Consider the following 16772-nt stretch of genomic DNA (forward strand, 5'->3'; position numbering starts at 1 on the left):
AGTCCGCATGTCCCTCAAGCACTTTATCCAAATCACCAAACCGGGGATCATTTTCGGTAACGTGCTTTCTGTGGCAGGCGGATTTTTCCTGGCCTCCAAAGGGCATGTCGATCTGGCCATCTTCCTGGCCGCCATGATCGGCACGTCCCTGGTGGTCGCCTCCGGTTGCGTGTTCAACAACTGCATCGACCGCGACATCGACCTGAAGATGGAGCGCACCAAGAACCGGGTGCTGGTCCAGGGCTTGATCTCCCTGAAACTGGCCCTGATCTACGCGACCGTCCTGGGTGTCGCCGGCGTTGTGTTGTTGTACAAAGTAGCCAATCCGCTGGCTGCTTTGTTCGCAGTCATCGGCTTCGTGATCTACGTCGGCTTCTACAGCCTGTACCTCAAGCGCAAGTCGGTTCACGGCACGCTGGTGGGCAGTCTGTCGGGCGCCATGCCGCCGGTGATCGGCTACGTCGCGGTAAGCAATACCTTCGACATGGCCGCGCTGACCCTGCTGGTGATGTTCAGCCTGTGGCAGATGCCGCATTCCTACGCCATCGCGATCTTCCGCTTCAACGATTACCTGGCCGCATCGATTCCGGTGCTGCCAGTCAAGCGCGGGATCAAAGTGGCCAAGAAGCACATCCTGCTCTACATCCTGGCGTTCCTCGTGGCGACCTTGATGCTGACCTTCAGCGGCTACGCCGGCATGAGCTACCTCGCCGTCGCCGCCGCCATGGGCATGTACTGGCTGTACATGGCCTGGACCGGCTACAAGGCAGTGGATGACACGGTCTGGGCACGCAAGCTGTTCGTGTTCTCGATCTTCACCATTACCGCGTTGAGCGTGATGATGTCCCTGGACTTCAAGGTGCCGGCAGAGCTGTTGCTGACGTACGCGCCTTAAGATTCAGATGCTGCACCGAAAAGCCCCGCCTTCGAGAGAAGCGCGGGGCTTTTTGTTTGGATGTGTCTCGTCCTGAATAAGGTTTACACCTGTTTCAGGACGAGACAATGCTTTTTAGCAGGTCGAGGTCGTTAGCAGGGTTTGTCAGGAAGATGACTCGCCGGTTGCCTGACTATAAGCATATTGCGTATAGTTAGGCGATGCGAACCGTATTCTTCGAAACCACATCCTTTACTGCCACCGTTGGCAATTATCTGACGGACGATGAGTATCGTGCGCTGCAAACCCGCATGCAGCTCAATCCCCTGGCGGGCGCTGTGATGCCTCGCACGGGAGGCTTTCGAAAACTCCGCTGGGCCGATGAGCGTCGAGGAAGGCAGGCGAGGTGGCTTGCGGGTTATCTATTATTGGCTTATGAATGATGGCCAGTTCTGGATGTTTGCAATTTATGACAAAGATGAGCTTGAGAATTTGACCGCCGACCAAGAAAAGGTGCTCAAGAAAGCCATAGAAACAGAGTTGAAAAAACGAGGTACCCCATGAAAAAACGCGACCTGTTTGCAGAGTTGATGCAGGGCGTTGATGAGATGGCGGCTCAACGCGAAGGCAAGATTACGTTGCGCAACACGACCGTGGAGGACATTCCGGCTCCTGAGGTGGGGGCGCAGGAAATCGTTGCACTACGGGAAAAGTTGCACATGTCCCAAGCCGTTTTCGCCAAGCGAATTCGCACCAGCCCCAGCACCCTGAGAAACTGGGAACAGCAAAAGTCGAAGCCAAATGCTCAGGCCGCCTTGTTGATCAGGTTGGTGGAGAAATTTCCGGATATGGTTGATCGACTGGCAGTCGTTTGATCAAACCATCGAACAATTGAAAAGCCCCGCCTTCGAGAGAAGCGCGGGGCTTTTTGTTGGTGCAGTGTTTGGGATGGCAAGGCGGTGTCGCCGTTTGCGGAGTTTGACAAGGCCAATGTCTGGCTCGACGCGGCCACCAACAGCGTTCTGGCCCTGGGCTATCGGCCCTTGTTATTGTTGTTGCCATCAGCTTTATGGGTGCTTGGCCGCCGCTCCCTGAGCTTCACGCTGCTGTGTATTGGCGCAGCTGTGTGTTGAACGGGCAAGGGCGAGAATTTTTTGCAGTACTGATCAAGAGGACTGGCTAAATGATTGGGAACATGACCTGCGATGAACGCTTCATCGCCCTGGCCAAGGAATTCGGTTACGACATCTATGGCGAAAACACCGTCGGCGGGCATTACGCACCGCTGATCCGTCACCACGACGAACTCTATATCAGCGGTCTGGTGCCACGCATGAACGGCAAAATTCACTACCCCGGCCGGGTCGGGCTGGATCTGACCCTGACCGATGCGCAAGCGGCAGCCGGCATCAGTGCGCTGCGTGGGCTGGCGCTGATCGTCGATGCGATCGGTTCGCTGGACAAAATCAAATCGCTGATTCGGGTGACGGTGTATGTGAAGTCGACAGCGGATTTTGTCGACCTGAGCGAAGTGGCCAATGGCGCGTCGGATGTATTCAGCCATGTTCTGGGTGAGGCGGGCAAACACACGCGAACGACGGTTGGTGTTTATCAGTTACCGAAGAACGCCGCGATTGAGGTGGACATGATCGCGGCATTGCGTCCATCGGTCTCCTGAACAAGGATGGAATGAATCGCGGGCAATAAAACGCCCCGCACTGGGGCGTCATGCTGTTCTCTCAAGCGGGGCACACACCTTGTGGTGAGGGGGCTTGCCTGTGGCGAGGGGGTTCGTCGGACCGCCGCACCGCAGCACCGCCCCGTTCGGTTGAGGAGCAGCCGCAAGACCATTACACGCGGTGTATCTGATACGGCTCGGTGGCAGGTTTTGGGGCCGCTTCGCGGCCCAACGGGGGCAAGCCCCCTCGCCACAGGCAAGCCCTCTGCCACAGATGAGCCCCCTTGTCACAGATGAGCCTCACCAGAATTTATCGCGCTTTGGACTATTGCGCGGCGATGGCGTAGCCAGCAAACGCGGTCTGCTGTTGCAGGGCGGTGATGATGTTCTTGCGGTTGACCGCCAGTTCAGCCCCGGAGTTGTCCAGGAACGTCTCGCCGTCCAGTTCCGCTTCTTCGCCTTCGCCAACGAAGGTAAAGCCGAGGAACTCCAGGGCTTCACGGTCGATGTTCAAGCGCGAGCGCGGGGTGCGCAACGGCAAGGTGACGCTCACGCCGTCCTTGCTGATGGTGAACACTTCGACTTCTTTCTTGGCCCGTGCGGCTTTGCTTTTGCCGCTGCCAGGGTTGCTGATGGCCTGGTGGGTCTGGTTGAGCACCTTCAGGGCCAGGCCGTAGACGATCTCCTGAAACGCCGGGTCGTCCTTGAAACTGGAAAGGATGCGGCTGATCGGGAACTTGCTGCTCAAGTCTTCCAGAGCCGCGATGTCGGCGGCTTCGGCATCCTTGAGTTGCTTGAGCTGGCCCATCAGTTCGTAGGCCTTATCGTCGTCGAAGCTGTCATGAGCCTGGCGAATGGCGGCGCGCAGCTCGCGAATCTGGTCGCTTTCGCGAGTGGACTGGAAAGCGTCCAGCACCATCTCGCTGATGGTCTTGGCCTGGGGCACGTGCTGTGAAAGATTGATGGAGTTTTCGTATTCCGCTTTGGACGACAAGGTGACTACGGATTCGGCGGTGTTGGAATCGGACATTGAAATTTCACTACTTCTGTAACTTGAATTGAGGCGAGAAAGCACGGGGGCCTTTTCAGGTCGCCTAATCTATTGGACCGGGGCGGCGTTGTCACGGATCAACAGGTGGCTGGTCATATTTTTGCCTTTCTGTGGGGGTGACCCTGCTCGCGATGGAGGTTAACGATAATGCGTTCATTCTGGATGAGCGCGGTGCCCCTGAGTCCATCGCGAGCCTGCTCGCTCCTACAGTTGATCTGATTTGCCACGGGTGTTTTGAGCGACACATGAACCTTGTGGGGGCGAGCCTGCTCGCGATGCAGGTAGTGCGGTCCTCACACCTGATTCGGTACATTGAGGTTCATCGACCGCTGCGCCAATGAAGTGGCCGTTTGCTCATCGATCGGTAACGAAAACCGCAACGTCGCCCCCCGTCCCGGCACATCGATCAACTGAATCTCGCACCCGTGCAGTTGCAGGATTCGGTGCACGATCCGCAGCCCCAGCCCGCCATCGCGCCGCGCACCACCAATGTTGAATGGCCGCAGGAACAGACCTTCGCGCAGTTCGGGGGCGATGCCGGGGCCGGTGTCGCTGACGGTCACTTCGACGAAAGATCCCTGCGCACGCAAGCTCAGTTCAACTTCTCCGCCCGAAGGGGTATGGCGCAGGGCGTTGTCGAACAGGTTGGTCAGCACTCGTTCGATCAGCCCCAGGTCGGCACAGGCCACCGACACATTGGCTGCGAAGCTGGCTTTGAGTTCCACCTGGCGGGCTTCGGCGGTGAGCTCGAATTTCTGAAAAATATCCTGCGTCAGATCCGTCAGGGAAAAGCGTTCCAGTACCGGTTGCACGAAACCGTGCTCCAGGCGCACCAGCTCCAGCAGCGACTGCGCCAGCCCCCCGACCTTGCGGCTTTGATCCAAAGCAATGCCCAGATAGCGACGGCGGTCGGCAGGGGACAGCGTGGCGTCCTTGAGCGAAAGGGTTTCCAGATAACCGTGCAGGGAGGCCAGCGGTGTGCGCAGGTCGTGGGAGATGTTTGCCACCAGTTCGCGACGCTCCTGGTCCTGGCGGGTCAGGGTGCGCCATTGCTCGCCGAGGCGTGCCTGCATCTGCCGGAAAGTGGCATCGAGTATGGAAATTTCATCGTGCCCGGCAGTTATTTCCGCAGGGATGGGCAGGGTCGCAGAGGCCGGGACGCCATCGATGTCGAACCGGCTGACGGTTTCGGTCAGGCGGCGCAATGGCCGGGTGATCAGGGCAAACGCGGCAAGACCGGCAATCAGGCACAGCAGCGCGACCAGTGCGATGGACAGCAATGCGGTATTGAGTGCCGCGCTGGTCGCACCACGCGCGGCCAGGCGATCGTGATCTTCGCCGAGCAACACCACATACAGATAACCGACCTGCTTGCCATCGACCTTCAACGGCGCGGCGCTGAACACCTTGTGCGCATCGACGCTGCGCGGATCGTCGCCGGGAATCGGCAGGGCTTCGCCCCTGAGCAGGCGCTGGATCGGTGCCAGGTCGACCTGCTCGCGCTGTATCCGGCCTTCAGGCGCGGCGCTGCCGACAATCTTGCCCTGGTTGTCGAGCAGGTACACCTCGACACTCGGGTTGACCAGCATCAGTTGACTGAACAGATCGCGCACAGCATCGGGCATCAGGCCCTGGGTGTTCATCAGAACGGTGTCGTTGGCGATGTGTTGCGCCAGGTCCCGGGACAACCCTTGCACCACTTCCTGTTCATGCATCTGGTTGGAGCGCACCTGCATCCACGCCGAGGTACCGCAACACACCAGCAGCAGCGCGGCGAACACCAGGGACAGGCGTTGCGTCAGGGTCAGCCTCATGGTCGTGGCTCCTCACCGGTGGCGAATTTGTAGCCGCGGCCCCAGACCGTGAGAATGCGCACCGGTTGTGCCGGGTCGGTCTCGATCTTGGCGCGCAGGCGGTTGATGTGGGTGTTGACCGTGTGCTCGTAGCCTTCGTGGCTGTAGCCCCAGACGGCATTGAGCAGGTCCATGCGCGAAAACACCTTGCCGGGCTGGCGGGCGAAAAAGTACAGCAGGTCGAACTCCCGTGGCGTCAGGTCGAGACGACGACCGGCGAGGGACACTTCGCGGGTGATCGGGTCAATGGCAAGGCCGTCGATGATCAGGCCGCCGGCGTCCATCTTAAGGTTGCGCGCCATGGCATCGACCCGGCGCAACAGGGCTTTGACCCGTGCCACCAGTTCGAGCATGGAGAACGGCTTGGCCAGGTAATCGTCGGCGCCCAGTTCGAGGCCGAGAATGCGGTGCACTTCACTGGAGCGCGCACTGGTGATGATGATCGGCGTGTAGCGCGCCATGGCACGGGCACGTCGGCAGATTTCCAGGCCATCGACACCTGGCAGCATCAGGTCGAGGATCAATGCATCCCAGTTACCTTGCTGCAGCAGGCGCATACCTTCGTTGCCATCGGCGCTGTGTACCACTTCGAACTGTTCGTCACGCAGGTGCAGGCAGATCAGGTCGGCGATGTGCAGGTCGTCCTCGACCACGAGGACTCGTTTGGTCTGTTCCATCCAGCTCAATCCTTCGGCGCGATGCACCATTGTGCGAAATACTACCCACAGTGGGGCAGATGCATTGTGCGGGTTTTTCCGGTCCCGAGTTATCACGAATTGTTTAACTTCCCGTGAGGATTTGGCGATCACCCCAAGGCTAGTCTTGGCTCCATGAAACACCCCGTGGGATTCTTGGAGGCGAACATGTTTTCACGACGGCAATTTCTAGTGGCGAGCGGCGGGATGGGGGTTGCAGCCCTGGCGATCGGTGTATTGCCCCAATTTGCCAAAAGCTCGGCGCTGATCAGCGAGGCCGGCGCGCAAGAGGTGTTCGAAGTGAGCCACAGCGACAGCGAATGGCGCAACATCCTGAGCGACGAGCAATACGAAATCCTCCGTGAAGAAGGCACCGAACGCGCCTACAGCAGCCCGCTGAACAATGAACACCGTGACGGGACGTTCGCTTGTGCCGGTTGCGATCTCCCGCTGTTTTCCTCGGCGACAAAATTCGACAGCCGTACCGGTTGGCCGAGTTTCTGGGCGCCGCTGGAAAGGGCCGTGGCAACCCGCCAGGACCGCGCCTTTGGGATGGTGCGTGAAGAAGTGCACTGCCGGCGCTGTGGCGGGCACCTGGGCCATGTCTTCGATGACGGTCCCAAACCCACCGGCTTGCGCTATTGCATGAACGGCCTGGCGATGAAGTTCGAACCCTCGACCATCTGATTTTTTTCATCCGGTTTTTTGTCGGTAGCCACCCTCTGGCCATCCAATTCTTCAGGAGTCATGCCCCATGAAAATCTTGCTCACATGGCGTCGTACATTGCTGGGGCTGGCGGCTGCCGGCATCATCAGTCAGTGCTCGGCGTTCTCTCTGGGTGGGGCTGAAGAGGCCGTCATCATTCCACCGCCGACTCTCGACGAAATCACCCAGGCCCGCAGCGAAACCGCGATTTTCGCCGGTGGTTGCTTCTGGGGTGTGCAAGGGGTGTTCCAGCATGTCAAAGGGGTGAAGAGCGCGGTCTCCGGCTATGCCGGCGGTGCGGCCGATACCGCGCAGTACGAGCGCGTCAGCGGCGGTGACACCGGCCATGCGGAGTCGGTCGAAGTGACCTTCGACCCCAACCAGGTCAGCTACGGCAGCCTGCTGCAAATCTACTTCTCGGTGGCGCACAACCCGACCGAACTCAACCGTCAGGGCCCGGACAGCGGCACCCAGTATCGCTCGGCCATTTTCACCAAAAGCGCTGAGCAACAGCGAGTCGCGCAGGCCTACATCACCCAGCTCGATGCGGCCCGTTCGTTCGACAAACCGATTGCGACCCAACTGGAAACCTTCAACGGTTTCTACCCGGCCGAAGAAGAGCATCAGGACTTTCTCACCGAGCACCCGACCTACCCGTACATCGTGATCAACGATCTGCCGAAGGTCGCACAGCTCAAGCAACTGTACCCGAATCGCTATCAGGATCAGCCGGTGCTGGTGAAAGCGGACAGGTGAGGGGCGGCCCTCATTCGCAAATCAGATTCCTGCCCGAGATCTTCGAGCGATACAGCGCCTGATCGGCCCGCGCCATCAGGCCGGTCTGCTGTTCCTCGTCAAAGCGCTGGACCACCCCGAAACTCATGGTCACCTTGAAGTCGCCAACGGGCAACAGCTCCGCCAGGCCGTCACGGATCTTGCCGGCGAGAGACTTGGCTTCAGCCAGTGCGGTGTCGGGCAAGACCAGGATGAATTCGTCGCCGCCCCAGCGCGCCAGCAAGTCGCCGTCGCGGACGAAGCGTTTCACGTTTTAGACCACATGGGTCAAGGCGGCGTCACCCAGGGCGTGGCCATAGTGATCGTTGATGGTCTTGAAGTCGTCGATGTCCATGGCGATCAGCGACAACGGCTCGCGGAACCGCTCGGCGCGCTCGCAGGCCTGGGGCAGCACTTGGTCCAGGCGATAGCGATTGGCAATGGAGGTCAAGGTGTCGGTTTGCGCCAGCCTGCGATTCTCTTCGAGCTGCAACTGTAGCTGCAGGTTGACCCGGGACAACTCGCTGGTGCGCTCTTCGATAATTGTTTCGAGGGAGTGATTGCGCTGCTCGAGTGCTTTGAACAGGCGTCGTTTGTCTTCGATGCTGCGGTGTGCGCCGATCATCCGCGCCACTGAACCGTCGGGGTTGCGCGCCAGAATGTGGCCACGGTCTTCGATCCACAGGTAACTGCCATCCTGCATACGGCAGCGATACTCGGCCTGGTACTCACTGGTGCGCCGGCTCAGGTAATCATCAAACACAGCCATGACCCGAGGGTAGTCATCGGGATGGATGACGTTTTCCCAGGTCAATACATTGTTGTCCAGCGAATGCGGTGTGTAGCCAAGCATCTCGTACCAGCGGGCGGTGCGATACACCAAACCGGTGTTGGCGTTCCAGTCCCAGATACCGTCGCTGATCAGCTCCATGATGGTATGCAGCATGCCGTCGTTCAGATCTGCCATGTCGAACTTCAGCGGCTCGTTATTTGATGTCTCACCCATCTCTGCGCTCCTTGCTTTGTGGATATTGCTGACCTATCGGCTGGCAGATTAGTGCAAGGCGCATTCGACCCGCTAGTGTCTGCCCCACAACTGCATGGCGAAGTCGACGAAACGACGCAATTTCGGCAAACGGTAGCGATCCTGAGCGTATACCAGGTGCATCGGCCGGCTGAGCGGCTGGTAATCCGGCATCAAAGCCTGCAGGTTTCCGTCCTTGAGGTCTTGCTCGACCAGGGCATCGGGCATCATCACGATGCCCATGCCGGTGCGCGCCGCCTGATGCATGGCTGCCGAACTATTGATCAGCATCGGGCCACTGACCGCAACGGCGACGTCGCCTTCAGGTCCGCTCAGACGCCATTGCTTTTCCACCGATTGCCAGTCGTCTCCGGCCGGATACGCGAAGGACAGGCAATCGTGGTGTTGCAGGTCGGCAGGGTGCTCCGGTACCCCCCGGCGTGCCAGGTATTGCGGGGCTGCACACATGGTCAGGGTGTAGTCGATCAGTGGCCGGGCGATCAGGCTGGAAGGCTCAAGCGCACCAAGGCGGAACGCCACGTCGAAGCCGTTATCCAGCAGGTCCGGGCGCCGGTTGGTGAGCACGACATCGAGTTTCACCCGCGGGTTGTGCAGGCTGAACTCGCTCAAGGCCGGTGCCAGGCGTTCGGTGCCGAACGTCAGCGGCGCGGTGATGCGCAGGGTGCCACTGGGTTCGTCGAGGGCCTGTTCCGCCAAGCGTTCGGAATCCGCCACCAGGCCCAACACTTCAAGGCAACGCTGGTAGTACGCAGCGCCGAATTCGGTAAGGCGCTGGCGCCGGGTGGTGCGGTTGAGCAGGCGCACACCCAGGCGCTGCTCCAGGGCCTTGAGGTGATTGCCGACCATGGTCGTGGACATTTCGCACTGCAGGGCGGCGGCCGTCATGCTACCGGCCTCCACCACTTTGACGTAAACGGTCATTGCCTGGAACAGATCCATTATCAAGCCCAGCTTAAAAATGATTGAAGTTTTACCGGGTTTATCCAGCTCAGGTGGCTAACCATACTGCAAAAACACCGACCCTTGCCGTCGATGACTTGTAGGAGCGAGCATGCTCGCGATGGACTCAAGAGCGCCGCGTTTAGCTAGTAAACCCGCGTTATCGTTCACGACCATCGCTAGCATGCTAGCTCCTACAAGGATCACACGACCCTTGCTGGAGCTTGATGTCATGACCGCCGCCTGCCTGATGAGTACGTACCAACCCCTGGCCTTGAGCTTCACCAAAGGCCTGGGCACACGCCTGTGGGACCAGGCCGGTCGTGAGTACCTGGACGCGGTCGCCGGCGTGGCGGTGACCAATGTCGGGCATTGCCACCCGAAAGTCGTCGCGGCCATCAGCGAGCAGGCCGGGCTGCTCCTGCACACGTCCAATCTCTACAGCATCGACTGGCAACAGCGGCTGGCGCAGAAGCTGACTCGGCTGGCGGGCATGGACGGGGCGTTTTTCAACAACTCCGGTGCCGAGGCCAACGAAACCGCGCTGAAAATCGCCCGGTTGCATGGCTGGCACAAAGGCATCGAGCAACCGCTGGTGGTGGTCATGGAGAACGCGTTCCATGGCCGAACCCTCGGCACCCTGTCGGCCAGCGACGGCCCGGCGGTGAGGCTCGGCTTCAACAAATTACCGGGGGATTTCGTCAAGGTGCCGTTCGGCGACCTCGAAGCCCTGGAACGGGTGCAACAGACACATGGCTCGCGGATCGTGGCGATCCTGATGGAACCGATACAGGGTGAAAGCGGTGTGCAGCTGGCGCCGCCCGGTTATCTCAAGGCCCTGCGCGAATTGTGCAACCGGCGCTCCTGGCTGTTGATGCTCGACGAAATCCAGACCGGCATCGGCCGCACCGGCCAGTGGTTTGCCTGTCAGCATGAAGGCATCGTCCCGGACGTCATGACCCTGGCCAAAGGCCTGGGTAACGGCATCCCCATCGGTGCCTGCCTGGCTCGGGGCAAAGCCGCTGAACTGTTCACCCCTGGCAGCCATGGCAGCACCTTCGGCGGCAATCCGCTGGCCTGCCGGGTGGCCTGCACCGTGCTGGAGATTATCGAAGAACAAGGTCTGCTGGATAATGCGCGGCTGCAGGGCGAACGACTGCTCGACAGATTGCGCATGGAACTGGCGGATGAACCCAACGTCTCAGCCATCCGCGGGCAGGGCCTGATGATCGGTATCGAACTCAAGCAATCGATCCGCGACCTGAGCCTGATCGCCGCCAGGGATCATGCCTTGCTGATCAACGTGACGCGCGGGCAGATCATTCGCCTGCTGCCGCCGCTGACGATTGATGAGTGGGAGGTGGAGATGATTGTCAGAGGGGTGAGCCAGGTTGTGAAAGCGGCTCCTGCAGCGGATCAGTAGTGATATCTGCACATGACGATGCGCATTTCACCCTCTTCGATGGTATAGACCAGCCGGTGTTCAGCCGTAATCCGTCGAGACCAGAAACCGCTCAGGTTATGTTTGAGCGGTTCAGGTTTTCCAAGGCCGCCGAACGGTTCGCGCTGAATGGCTTTGATCAGTAAATTGATTCGTTTGAGGCCGGCCTTATCGTTTTGCTGGAACCAGAGGTAGTCCTCCCAGCCTTCGGAAGTGAACTCGATATTCATGTTTCAATAAGTTGCCTGGCTTTGGTTTTCCCTGCCCGCAGGTTGCCGATTGATTTGATTAACCGCGCAGCATTGGCTGGCGAACGCAGCAGGTAGGCGGTCTCTTCCAGTGAGTTGTATTCCGCCAGTGACATCATCACTACCGGTTCGCCTTTCTGGCGAGTCACCAGTAATGGGGCGCGGTCCTCGTTGACCCTATCCATGGTCTCTGCCAAATGCGCGCGTGCGGTGGTGTAGTTGATGGTTTGCATGTTGTAGTCCTCGCTTGATGCTAAGAACGTACAGAAATGAGTACAGGATGACAAGGCGATACCTCTCAGTGGTCGTCAGGAAATGGGTGCACCAATGCCTGCACTGAGTATCGTCGAAATCACTTCGGGACGTTTCCGTGACCGTTGTAGTCCCATTCCGATTTGAACTTCCGGGGCATGGATCACTAGGTCTGCCGCAGTGAGCAGATCAAACCTGCCATCTCATCCCGTCCTGCCAGTTGTATCTTTGAGCCACCAAAACCATTGAACAACCGCCGATGACCTGCATAGCCGCTGTCCCCCTCACGGCTTCGATAGCTTGCGGCCCACTCCAGCATGGCGAGCAATCGATCATCGTCCTTTGTTTCCCGCTGGTGAATGTTGGCCACGCACTCTTGATCCTCGACGCACAGCCAGATCAGCGTCGTGGCGCGGTGGATGATTTCACTGATGATCCAGCCATACACCCCTTCGATCACCCAGCGCTCTTCATCGGCCGCTACCCGCGCCAGGGCCAGCACGTGCGAGCCGGGGCGGGGGATGCTGTGTTTGTCGGACAGCCAGTGAATCCGGTCCAGATCAATCCACGGCACCTTCAATGACCGGGCCATTCGGCTGGCCAGCCAGCTCTTGCCGGAGCCGGAGTTGCCGATGATCAGGGTTCGGCGCAGGTCCAGGCTGTTCGGGGGTGGCAGATTCGTCTTCATGCGCGGGAGTACCTGCGACAGATTCGTCAGTCGTGCTGTTGCGGTGCAACCATCCGGGTCTTCGGCGAGCCGTTCGAGTTGTGCTGATAGATCGCTTCGGGCTGGCCTTGATCATTGAAGAACACCTGGCCGATCCCTGCCGAATTCCATAGCCGCTCGCCCGCTTCGGCATGTTCCGGGATGTGCGGCACGATGCGCATGCGCCGGCGTTTGGTCAGCCAGTTCAGTGGTGAGCGCGGGGAATACAACCAGCGGTTGAGACGGTCGAACCATTCGAGCAGGTTGCGCGGGAATTCATTCTTGATGCCGCTGCTGGTGATTTGCCAGATTTTTGGCCCGCCCTTGCGGTGTCGTATGAATACTTCGTAGACGAAGGAATAATGCACATCGCCTGACAGCACCACATAGTTACCCGGCGTACGCGAGTGTCGGAAAATATTCAGGATTACCTGCGCCGCGCCGCGATGGGCCATCCAGTTTTCTGCGTCCACCAGCAGCGGATAACCGCACCAGCTGAACACTCGCTGCACGGTCTCGATCAGTTTGACGCCGAAAATCGGCGCGGGTGAAACGATGATCGCGCTCGGGTGGTCGAGCAGTTCCTGCTGCAGTTCGCTCAGGGCTTCCCAGTCCAGCAATCCCGACGGTTGCTTGAGGTTCATCTCGCTGCGCCAGCGCCGGGTACGGGTGTCGACCACCAGCACGGCCGGGGTGGTCGGCAACAGGTAATGCCAGTTCTGAAACTTCAGCAGGTCATTGATCAAGTCGTCCTGAACCGGGCTGTCGAGGTAGCGGTCATCGCCACTGGCGCTCAGTGCGGCGGCCTTCTCCAGCACGGTAGTGAATGCATCGGGATGGTTGCCCCAGCCCTGGCACAGCATGTAAGCGATCAGCGCGTTGCCGATAATGCGCCGGGAGAATGGATGGCCGTAGGCCGTTTCCTCCCATTGCGCGGAAAGGTTCCAGTCATCGGTAATATCGTGGTCATCGAAAATCATCAGCGTCGGCAGATGCGCCAGTGCCCGGGCGACGTTGCCCAGGCCGCGGGTGAAAGAATCGATGCAAATCTGCTCAGCGGCATAACGCTCGCGTCTTTGCGGCGTCAGGGCAGGGGGCTGTGGCGTGATCAAGGTCCAGGGAGTCGGCGACCAGACCAACAGGTACATGGCCATGACTTCGGCGAACGTCACCAGGTGATTGTCGGCACTGCTGCTGGTGAAAATCGGCTTGCGTGCACCGCCGAAAAAACGCTCGCGTAGGGTTTCGTTGCTCTGCAGCGCCGGCAACAGATCCGCGCGGTGATAGTAACTGGCAGGGTGCTCGTAGAGTTTGGCGCTGTCGCTGACCACCGCACCTTCGAGGTGCTCCTCAAACAGGCCCAGGCGTTTGATCAAGGCATGAATCGCCCGCAACATCGGCCCGGCTACGTCGTCGGCATACACCTGGTCGCCGGTCATCATCAGGAGCGCCGGGCGGTCGTGGGCTGCAGGTTGTTCTGCCAGCAACCGATCGACGCACAGCAAGCCGTCGGCAGCCGGGTGATGAGGCTTGCGGCAGGAGCCATGCAGCAACTGATCGACCCGCGAGCGCAAAACCAAGGTCGGGCATCGGGCATCGCCGTACAGCAGATGAGGCGCCCACTCGGCGATACCCGCCTGCTCGTCGTCTATCAGCAGGTCATACTCGATCAGTTCGTCACAGGGCAGGGCGGTATCGAGATGCACATCGATCAGATGCACGAAGGCATGGGCGCCGGCCGCAATGACCGTACACTGACTGGCATCGAGGCGGATATCGGCGCTACCTTGTATCCGCAAGGTCAGCGCCAGTGTCCTCGACCCGACCAGCCACAATACCAGGCGCCGGGGCTCCAGGCGCCGCAACAGCGGGCCGACGAGGACGGGTGGCAGGGCATGATCTTCAGTTTGTGGCAGCGGTGCGGGCATCCGGGTTCAAGACTCGAGAGGGTAGAGGCGGGCGATGATAACGCAGGTGGTGGCGGGACAGGCTAACGTGAAGCTGCCACGCCCTGTGTGAGGGTTCGGTAATATGTCGATCGCAAGAGGGGGATTCATGAACAAAGTCATCCTGCCGGCACTGGCTATTTTGCTATTCGCCCAGTCCCCGGCCTACGCCATCAACGACAAGTATCGCAAACAGCTGGAGGCATCCGGTTGCACCCAGGTGAGCGAGCTCGAGGGCTGTGATATCCACAAGACCAAGGCGCAAAATGCCGAGGCCGGGTTCAGCAACCAGGCGCCGGTCACCACCGACACCACAACCGCGCCGACCCCCTATGCCGGGCAGTGGGTCGCCAAAAGTGACGCTGGCGCGACCGTCGCCACCATTCGCATCGACTCCAGGGAAAACGTCTGGGTCAATGGTGAACGGGTCAAGGCCAAACGCACCGATGGCACGCTGCAATTCCATCAGGGCAAGCTCACTTTCACGATTCAGGGCGACCGACGGTTGATCAACGAAGACTACTGGATTGACAGCGATGCCGGGACCCGCGGGCCGATTCAGGTCGAGTAGCTTCGCGGCGCCGGAGGGTGCCGCCACGCCTGTCACGAAATGAAAAGCCATTGTCGTCTGATGAGAAGCATCGCAGCAGGCGTCAACTTACAGTCCAATCAGCGCAATTCGATGCCGCACGCCTACATTGCAGATTGGAGAACAAGAAAAATGGCCAAAGCCGTACGCTTTTACGAAACTGGTGGTCCCGAGGTTCTACGTTATGAAGACGTCGAGGTCGGCGATCCTGGTCCTGGCCAGGTCCGTCTGCGTCATGTAGCTGTGGGCCTGAACTATGCCGACACCTACTTCCGCAATGGTACCTATCCGATCCCGATGCCTAACGGCATGGGCGTCGAGGCTTCTGGCGTAGTCCAGGCCGTCGGCGAAGGTGTTACCAATGTTGAGGTCGGCGACCGCGTTACCTACACCGGTTTCCTCAATACCCTCGGCGCCTACAGCACCGAGCGCCTGATCGCGGCCGCACCGCTGATCAAGCTGCCTGAAACCATCAGCTTCGAGACCGCCGCTGCCATGACCATGCGCGGCCTGACGTCTTCGTACCTGATGCGTCGCATCTACGACTTCAAGGCTGGCGACACCATCTTGCTGCACGCTGCCGCCGGCGGTGTTGGCCTGATCGTTTCGCAGTGGGCCAAGCTGCTCGGCCTGAACGTGATTGGCACCGTGTCGACCGAGCAGAAGGCTGAAATTGCCCGCGCTCACGGTTGCGACCATACGATCAATTACAGCCATGAAGACGTCGCCGCTCGCGTTCGCGAGATGACCGATGGCGTGGGCGTCAACGTTGTGTTCGACAGCGTTGGCAAGAACACCTTCATGGGTTCGCTGGATTCGTTGAAACCCCGTGGCCTGATGGTTTGCGTGGGTACCGCGTCCGGACCGATCCCGGCCTTCGACCCAGTGATGCTGGCGATGAAAGGCTCGCTGTTCCTGACCCGTCCGGCCCTGGCCAACTACATCAGCGACCCGGCCGAAAAAGCCGAACTGGCTGGCGAGTTGTTCGACCACGTCGGCAGCGGCCGCATCAAGATCGAGATCAACCAGCACTACGCGTTGCAGGACGCGGTGCAAGCCCATCGCGATCTCGAGTCTCGCAAGACTACCGGCTCGTCGATTTTCGTCGTTTAAGGAGCTGCCAGCCATGAAAGTCGAACAATTGACCTGCAGCATTGGCGCCGAACTGATCGGCGTCAACCTGGCCGATGCGGTACATGACGACGGTCTGTTTGCCGAGATCCGTGCCCAGTTGCTCAAGCATCGCGTGGTATTCCTGCGCGACCAGGACATCTCCCGCGCCGATCACGTGGCCTTCGCCCGTCGTTTCGGCGAGCTGGAAGATCACCCTGTAGCTGGCAGCGATCCGGATCATCCGGGTCTGGTGCGTATCTACAAAAACCCTGATCAGCCGATGGATCGTTACGAAAACGCCTGGCACACCGATGCGACCTGGCGCGAAGCGCCGCCAATGGGTTGTGTGCTGCGTTGCGTCGAATGCCCACCGGTTGGTGGCGACACCATGTGGACCAACATGGTCGAGGCTTATGCCCGCCTTCCGGAAGACGTGAAGCTGAAGATTGCCGACCTGCGCGCCCGCCACAGCATCGAAGCGAGCTTTGGTGCGGCCATGCCGATCGAAAAGCGTCTGGCGCTCAAGGCGATGTACCCGGATGCCGAGCACCCGGTAGTACGTACCCATCCGGAAACCGGGGAGAAGGTGCTGTTCGTCAACGCCTTCACCACTCACTTCAGCAACTACCACACCCCTGATCGGGTGCGGTTCGGCCAGGATGCCAATCCGGGTGCGGGTGAGCTGCTGCGTTACCTGGTCAGCCAGGCTTACATCCCGGAATATCAAGTGCGCTGGCGCTGGAAGCCTAACTCCATCGCTATCTGGGACAACCGCAGTACCCAGCACTACGCCGTCATGGATTACCCGCCATGCCATCGCAAGATGGAACGCGCCGGGATCATCGGCGACAAGACATTCTGA

The 16772-nt window shown here is 59.7% G+C and carries 17 protein-coding genes and 2 pseudogenes; 10 read left to right on the forward strand and 9 right to left on the reverse strand.

Going from position 1 to position 16772, the window contains the following annotated elements:
* Nucleotides 1-7: 7 nt before the first annotated feature.
* From cyoE to AC07OG_RS13465, 4 genes and pseudogenes are all read left to right on the forward strand, one after another.
* Nucleotides 8-895, forward strand: a complete 888-nt coding sequence (gene cyoE / locus AC07OG_RS13450; RefSeq protein ID WP_060543049.1) for a heme o synthase — start codon at nucleotides 8-10, stop codon at nucleotides 893-895.
* Between the two features lie 200 nt (nucleotides 896-1095).
* Nucleotides 1096-1438, forward strand: a pseudogene (locus AC07OG_RS13455) (toxin).
* Entirely contained in the window at nucleotides 1435-1749 is a 315-nt protein-coding gene (locus tag AC07OG_RS13460; RefSeq protein WP_060543051.1) for a helix-turn-helix domain-containing protein, read from the forward strand. Before AC07OG_RS13455 ends, AC07OG_RS13460 begins: the two are co-directional and overlap by 4 nt.
* Before the next feature lie 308 nt (nucleotides 1750-2057).
* Complete coding sequence (locus AC07OG_RS13465; protein WP_060543052.1) at nucleotides 2058-2552, forward strand: RidA family protein; 495 nt, start codon at nucleotides 2058-2060, stop codon at nucleotides 2550-2552.
* Nucleotides 2553-2877: 325 nt separating this feature from the next.
* Here AC07OG_RS13465 and AC07OG_RS13470 read toward each other — a convergent pair whose 3' ends face one another.
* The 3 genes from AC07OG_RS13470 to AC07OG_RS13480 all read right to left on the reverse strand — a co-directional run bounded on the left by AC07OG_RS13470 (nucleotide 2878) and on the right by AC07OG_RS13480 (nucleotide 6133).
* Complete coding sequence (locus AC07OG_RS13470) at nucleotides 2878-3582, reverse strand: hypothetical protein (RefSeq protein WP_495067237.1); 705 nt, start codon at nucleotides 3580-3582, stop codon at nucleotides 2878-2880.
* Nucleotides 3583-3896: 314 nt separating this feature from the next.
* Nucleotides 3897-5417: a sensor histidine kinase gene (locus AC07OG_RS13475; protein ID WP_495067238.1), complete on the reverse strand. Its 1521-nt coding sequence runs from the start codon at nucleotides 5415-5417 to the stop codon at nucleotides 3897-3899.
* A complete protein-coding gene (locus tag AC07OG_RS13480; RefSeq protein WP_495067239.1) occupies nucleotides 5414-6133 on the reverse strand; it encodes a response regulator transcription factor in 720 nt (239 codons plus the stop codon). The genes AC07OG_RS13475 and AC07OG_RS13480 overlap by 4 nt, the downstream gene beginning before the upstream one ends.
* 186 nt (nucleotides 6134-6319) lie before the next feature.
* Between AC07OG_RS13480 and msrB the strand changes: the two genes are divergently transcribed.
* On the forward strand, nucleotides 6320-6838 hold the full coding sequence (gene msrB / locus AC07OG_RS13485) for a peptide-methionine (R)-S-oxide reductase MsrB (RefSeq protein WP_495067240.1): 519 nt from the start codon (nucleotides 6320-6322) through the stop codon (nucleotides 6836-6838).
* A 67-nt stretch (nucleotides 6839-6905) separates the two neighbouring features.
* Nucleotides 6906-7613 (forward strand): peptide-methionine (S)-S-oxide reductase MsrA, encoded by a 708-nt coding sequence (gene msrA, locus AC07OG_RS13490; RefSeq protein ID WP_495067241.1) that lies wholly within the window; start codon nucleotides 6906-6908, stop codon nucleotides 7611-7613.
* Nucleotides 7614-7623: 10 nt separating this feature from the next.
* On the opposite strand, the pseudogene AC07OG_RS13495 reads toward msrA, so the two are convergent.
* Together AC07OG_RS13495 and AC07OG_RS13500 are read right to left on the reverse strand one after the other, a co-directional pair.
* A pseudogene (locus AC07OG_RS13495) lies at nucleotides 7624-8637 on the reverse strand (sensor domain-containing diguanylate cyclase).
* A 72-nt stretch (nucleotides 8638-8709) separates the two neighbouring features.
* Entirely contained in the window at nucleotides 8710-9615 is a 906-nt protein-coding gene (locus AC07OG_RS13500) for a LysR family transcriptional regulator (protein ID WP_060543059.1), read from the reverse strand.
* A gap of 232 nt (nucleotides 9616-9847) precedes the next feature.
* On the opposite strand from AC07OG_RS13500, the gene AC07OG_RS13505 reads away from it, so the two are divergent.
* Complete coding sequence (locus AC07OG_RS13505) at nucleotides 9848-11038, forward strand: aspartate aminotransferase family protein (RefSeq protein WP_495067242.1); 1191 nt, start codon at nucleotides 9848-9850, stop codon at nucleotides 11036-11038.
* Here the strand turns inward: AC07OG_RS13505 and AC07OG_RS13510 are convergent.
* The 4 genes from AC07OG_RS13510 to AC07OG_RS13525 all read right to left on the reverse strand — a co-directional run bounded on the left by AC07OG_RS13510 (nucleotide 11032) and on the right by AC07OG_RS13525 (nucleotide 14190).
* Nucleotides 11032-11286, reverse strand: coding sequence for a Txe/YoeB family addiction module toxin (locus AC07OG_RS13510; RefSeq protein ID WP_060543062.1), 255 nt, complete (start codon nucleotides 11284-11286; stop codon nucleotides 11032-11034). The genes AC07OG_RS13505 and AC07OG_RS13510 overlap by 7 nt on opposite strands.
* Entirely contained in the window at nucleotides 11283-11537 is a 255-nt protein-coding gene (locus tag AC07OG_RS13515) for a type II toxin-antitoxin system prevent-host-death family antitoxin (protein ID WP_082457593.1), read from the reverse strand. Before AC07OG_RS13515 ends, AC07OG_RS13510 begins: the two co-directional genes overlap by 4 nt.
* A gap of 185 nt (nucleotides 11538-11722) precedes the next feature.
* Nucleotides 11723-12214: a P-loop NTPase family protein gene (locus AC07OG_RS13520; protein WP_495067326.1), complete on the reverse strand. Its 492-nt coding sequence runs from the start codon at nucleotides 12212-12214 to the stop codon at nucleotides 11723-11725.
* 56 nt (nucleotides 12215-12270) lie between these two features.
* On the reverse strand, nucleotides 12271-14190 hold the full coding sequence (locus AC07OG_RS13525) for an alkaline phosphatase D family protein (protein ID WP_495067243.1): 1920 nt from the start codon (nucleotides 14188-14190) through the stop codon (nucleotides 12271-12273).
* Between the two features lie 127 nt (nucleotides 14191-14317).
* On the opposite strand from AC07OG_RS13525, the gene AC07OG_RS13530 reads away from it, so the two are divergent.
* From AC07OG_RS13530 to AC07OG_RS13540, 3 genes are all read left to right on the forward strand, one after another.
* Nucleotides 14318-14779, forward strand: coding sequence for a hypothetical protein (locus tag AC07OG_RS13530; protein WP_060543064.1), 462 nt, complete (start codon nucleotides 14318-14320; stop codon nucleotides 14777-14779).
* A 150-nt stretch (nucleotides 14780-14929) separates the two neighbouring features.
* Complete coding sequence (locus tag AC07OG_RS13535) at nucleotides 14930-15910, forward strand: quinone oxidoreductase family protein (protein WP_060543065.1); 981 nt, start codon at nucleotides 14930-14932, stop codon at nucleotides 15908-15910.
* Nucleotides 15911-15923: 13 nt separating this feature from the next.
* Nucleotides 15924-16772: a TauD/TfdA dioxygenase family protein gene (locus AC07OG_RS13540; protein ID WP_060543066.1), complete on the forward strand. Its 849-nt coding sequence runs from the start codon at nucleotides 15924-15926 to the stop codon at nucleotides 16770-16772.

This window comes from Pseudomonas sp. GW821-FHT09H03, assembly GCF_059415945.1.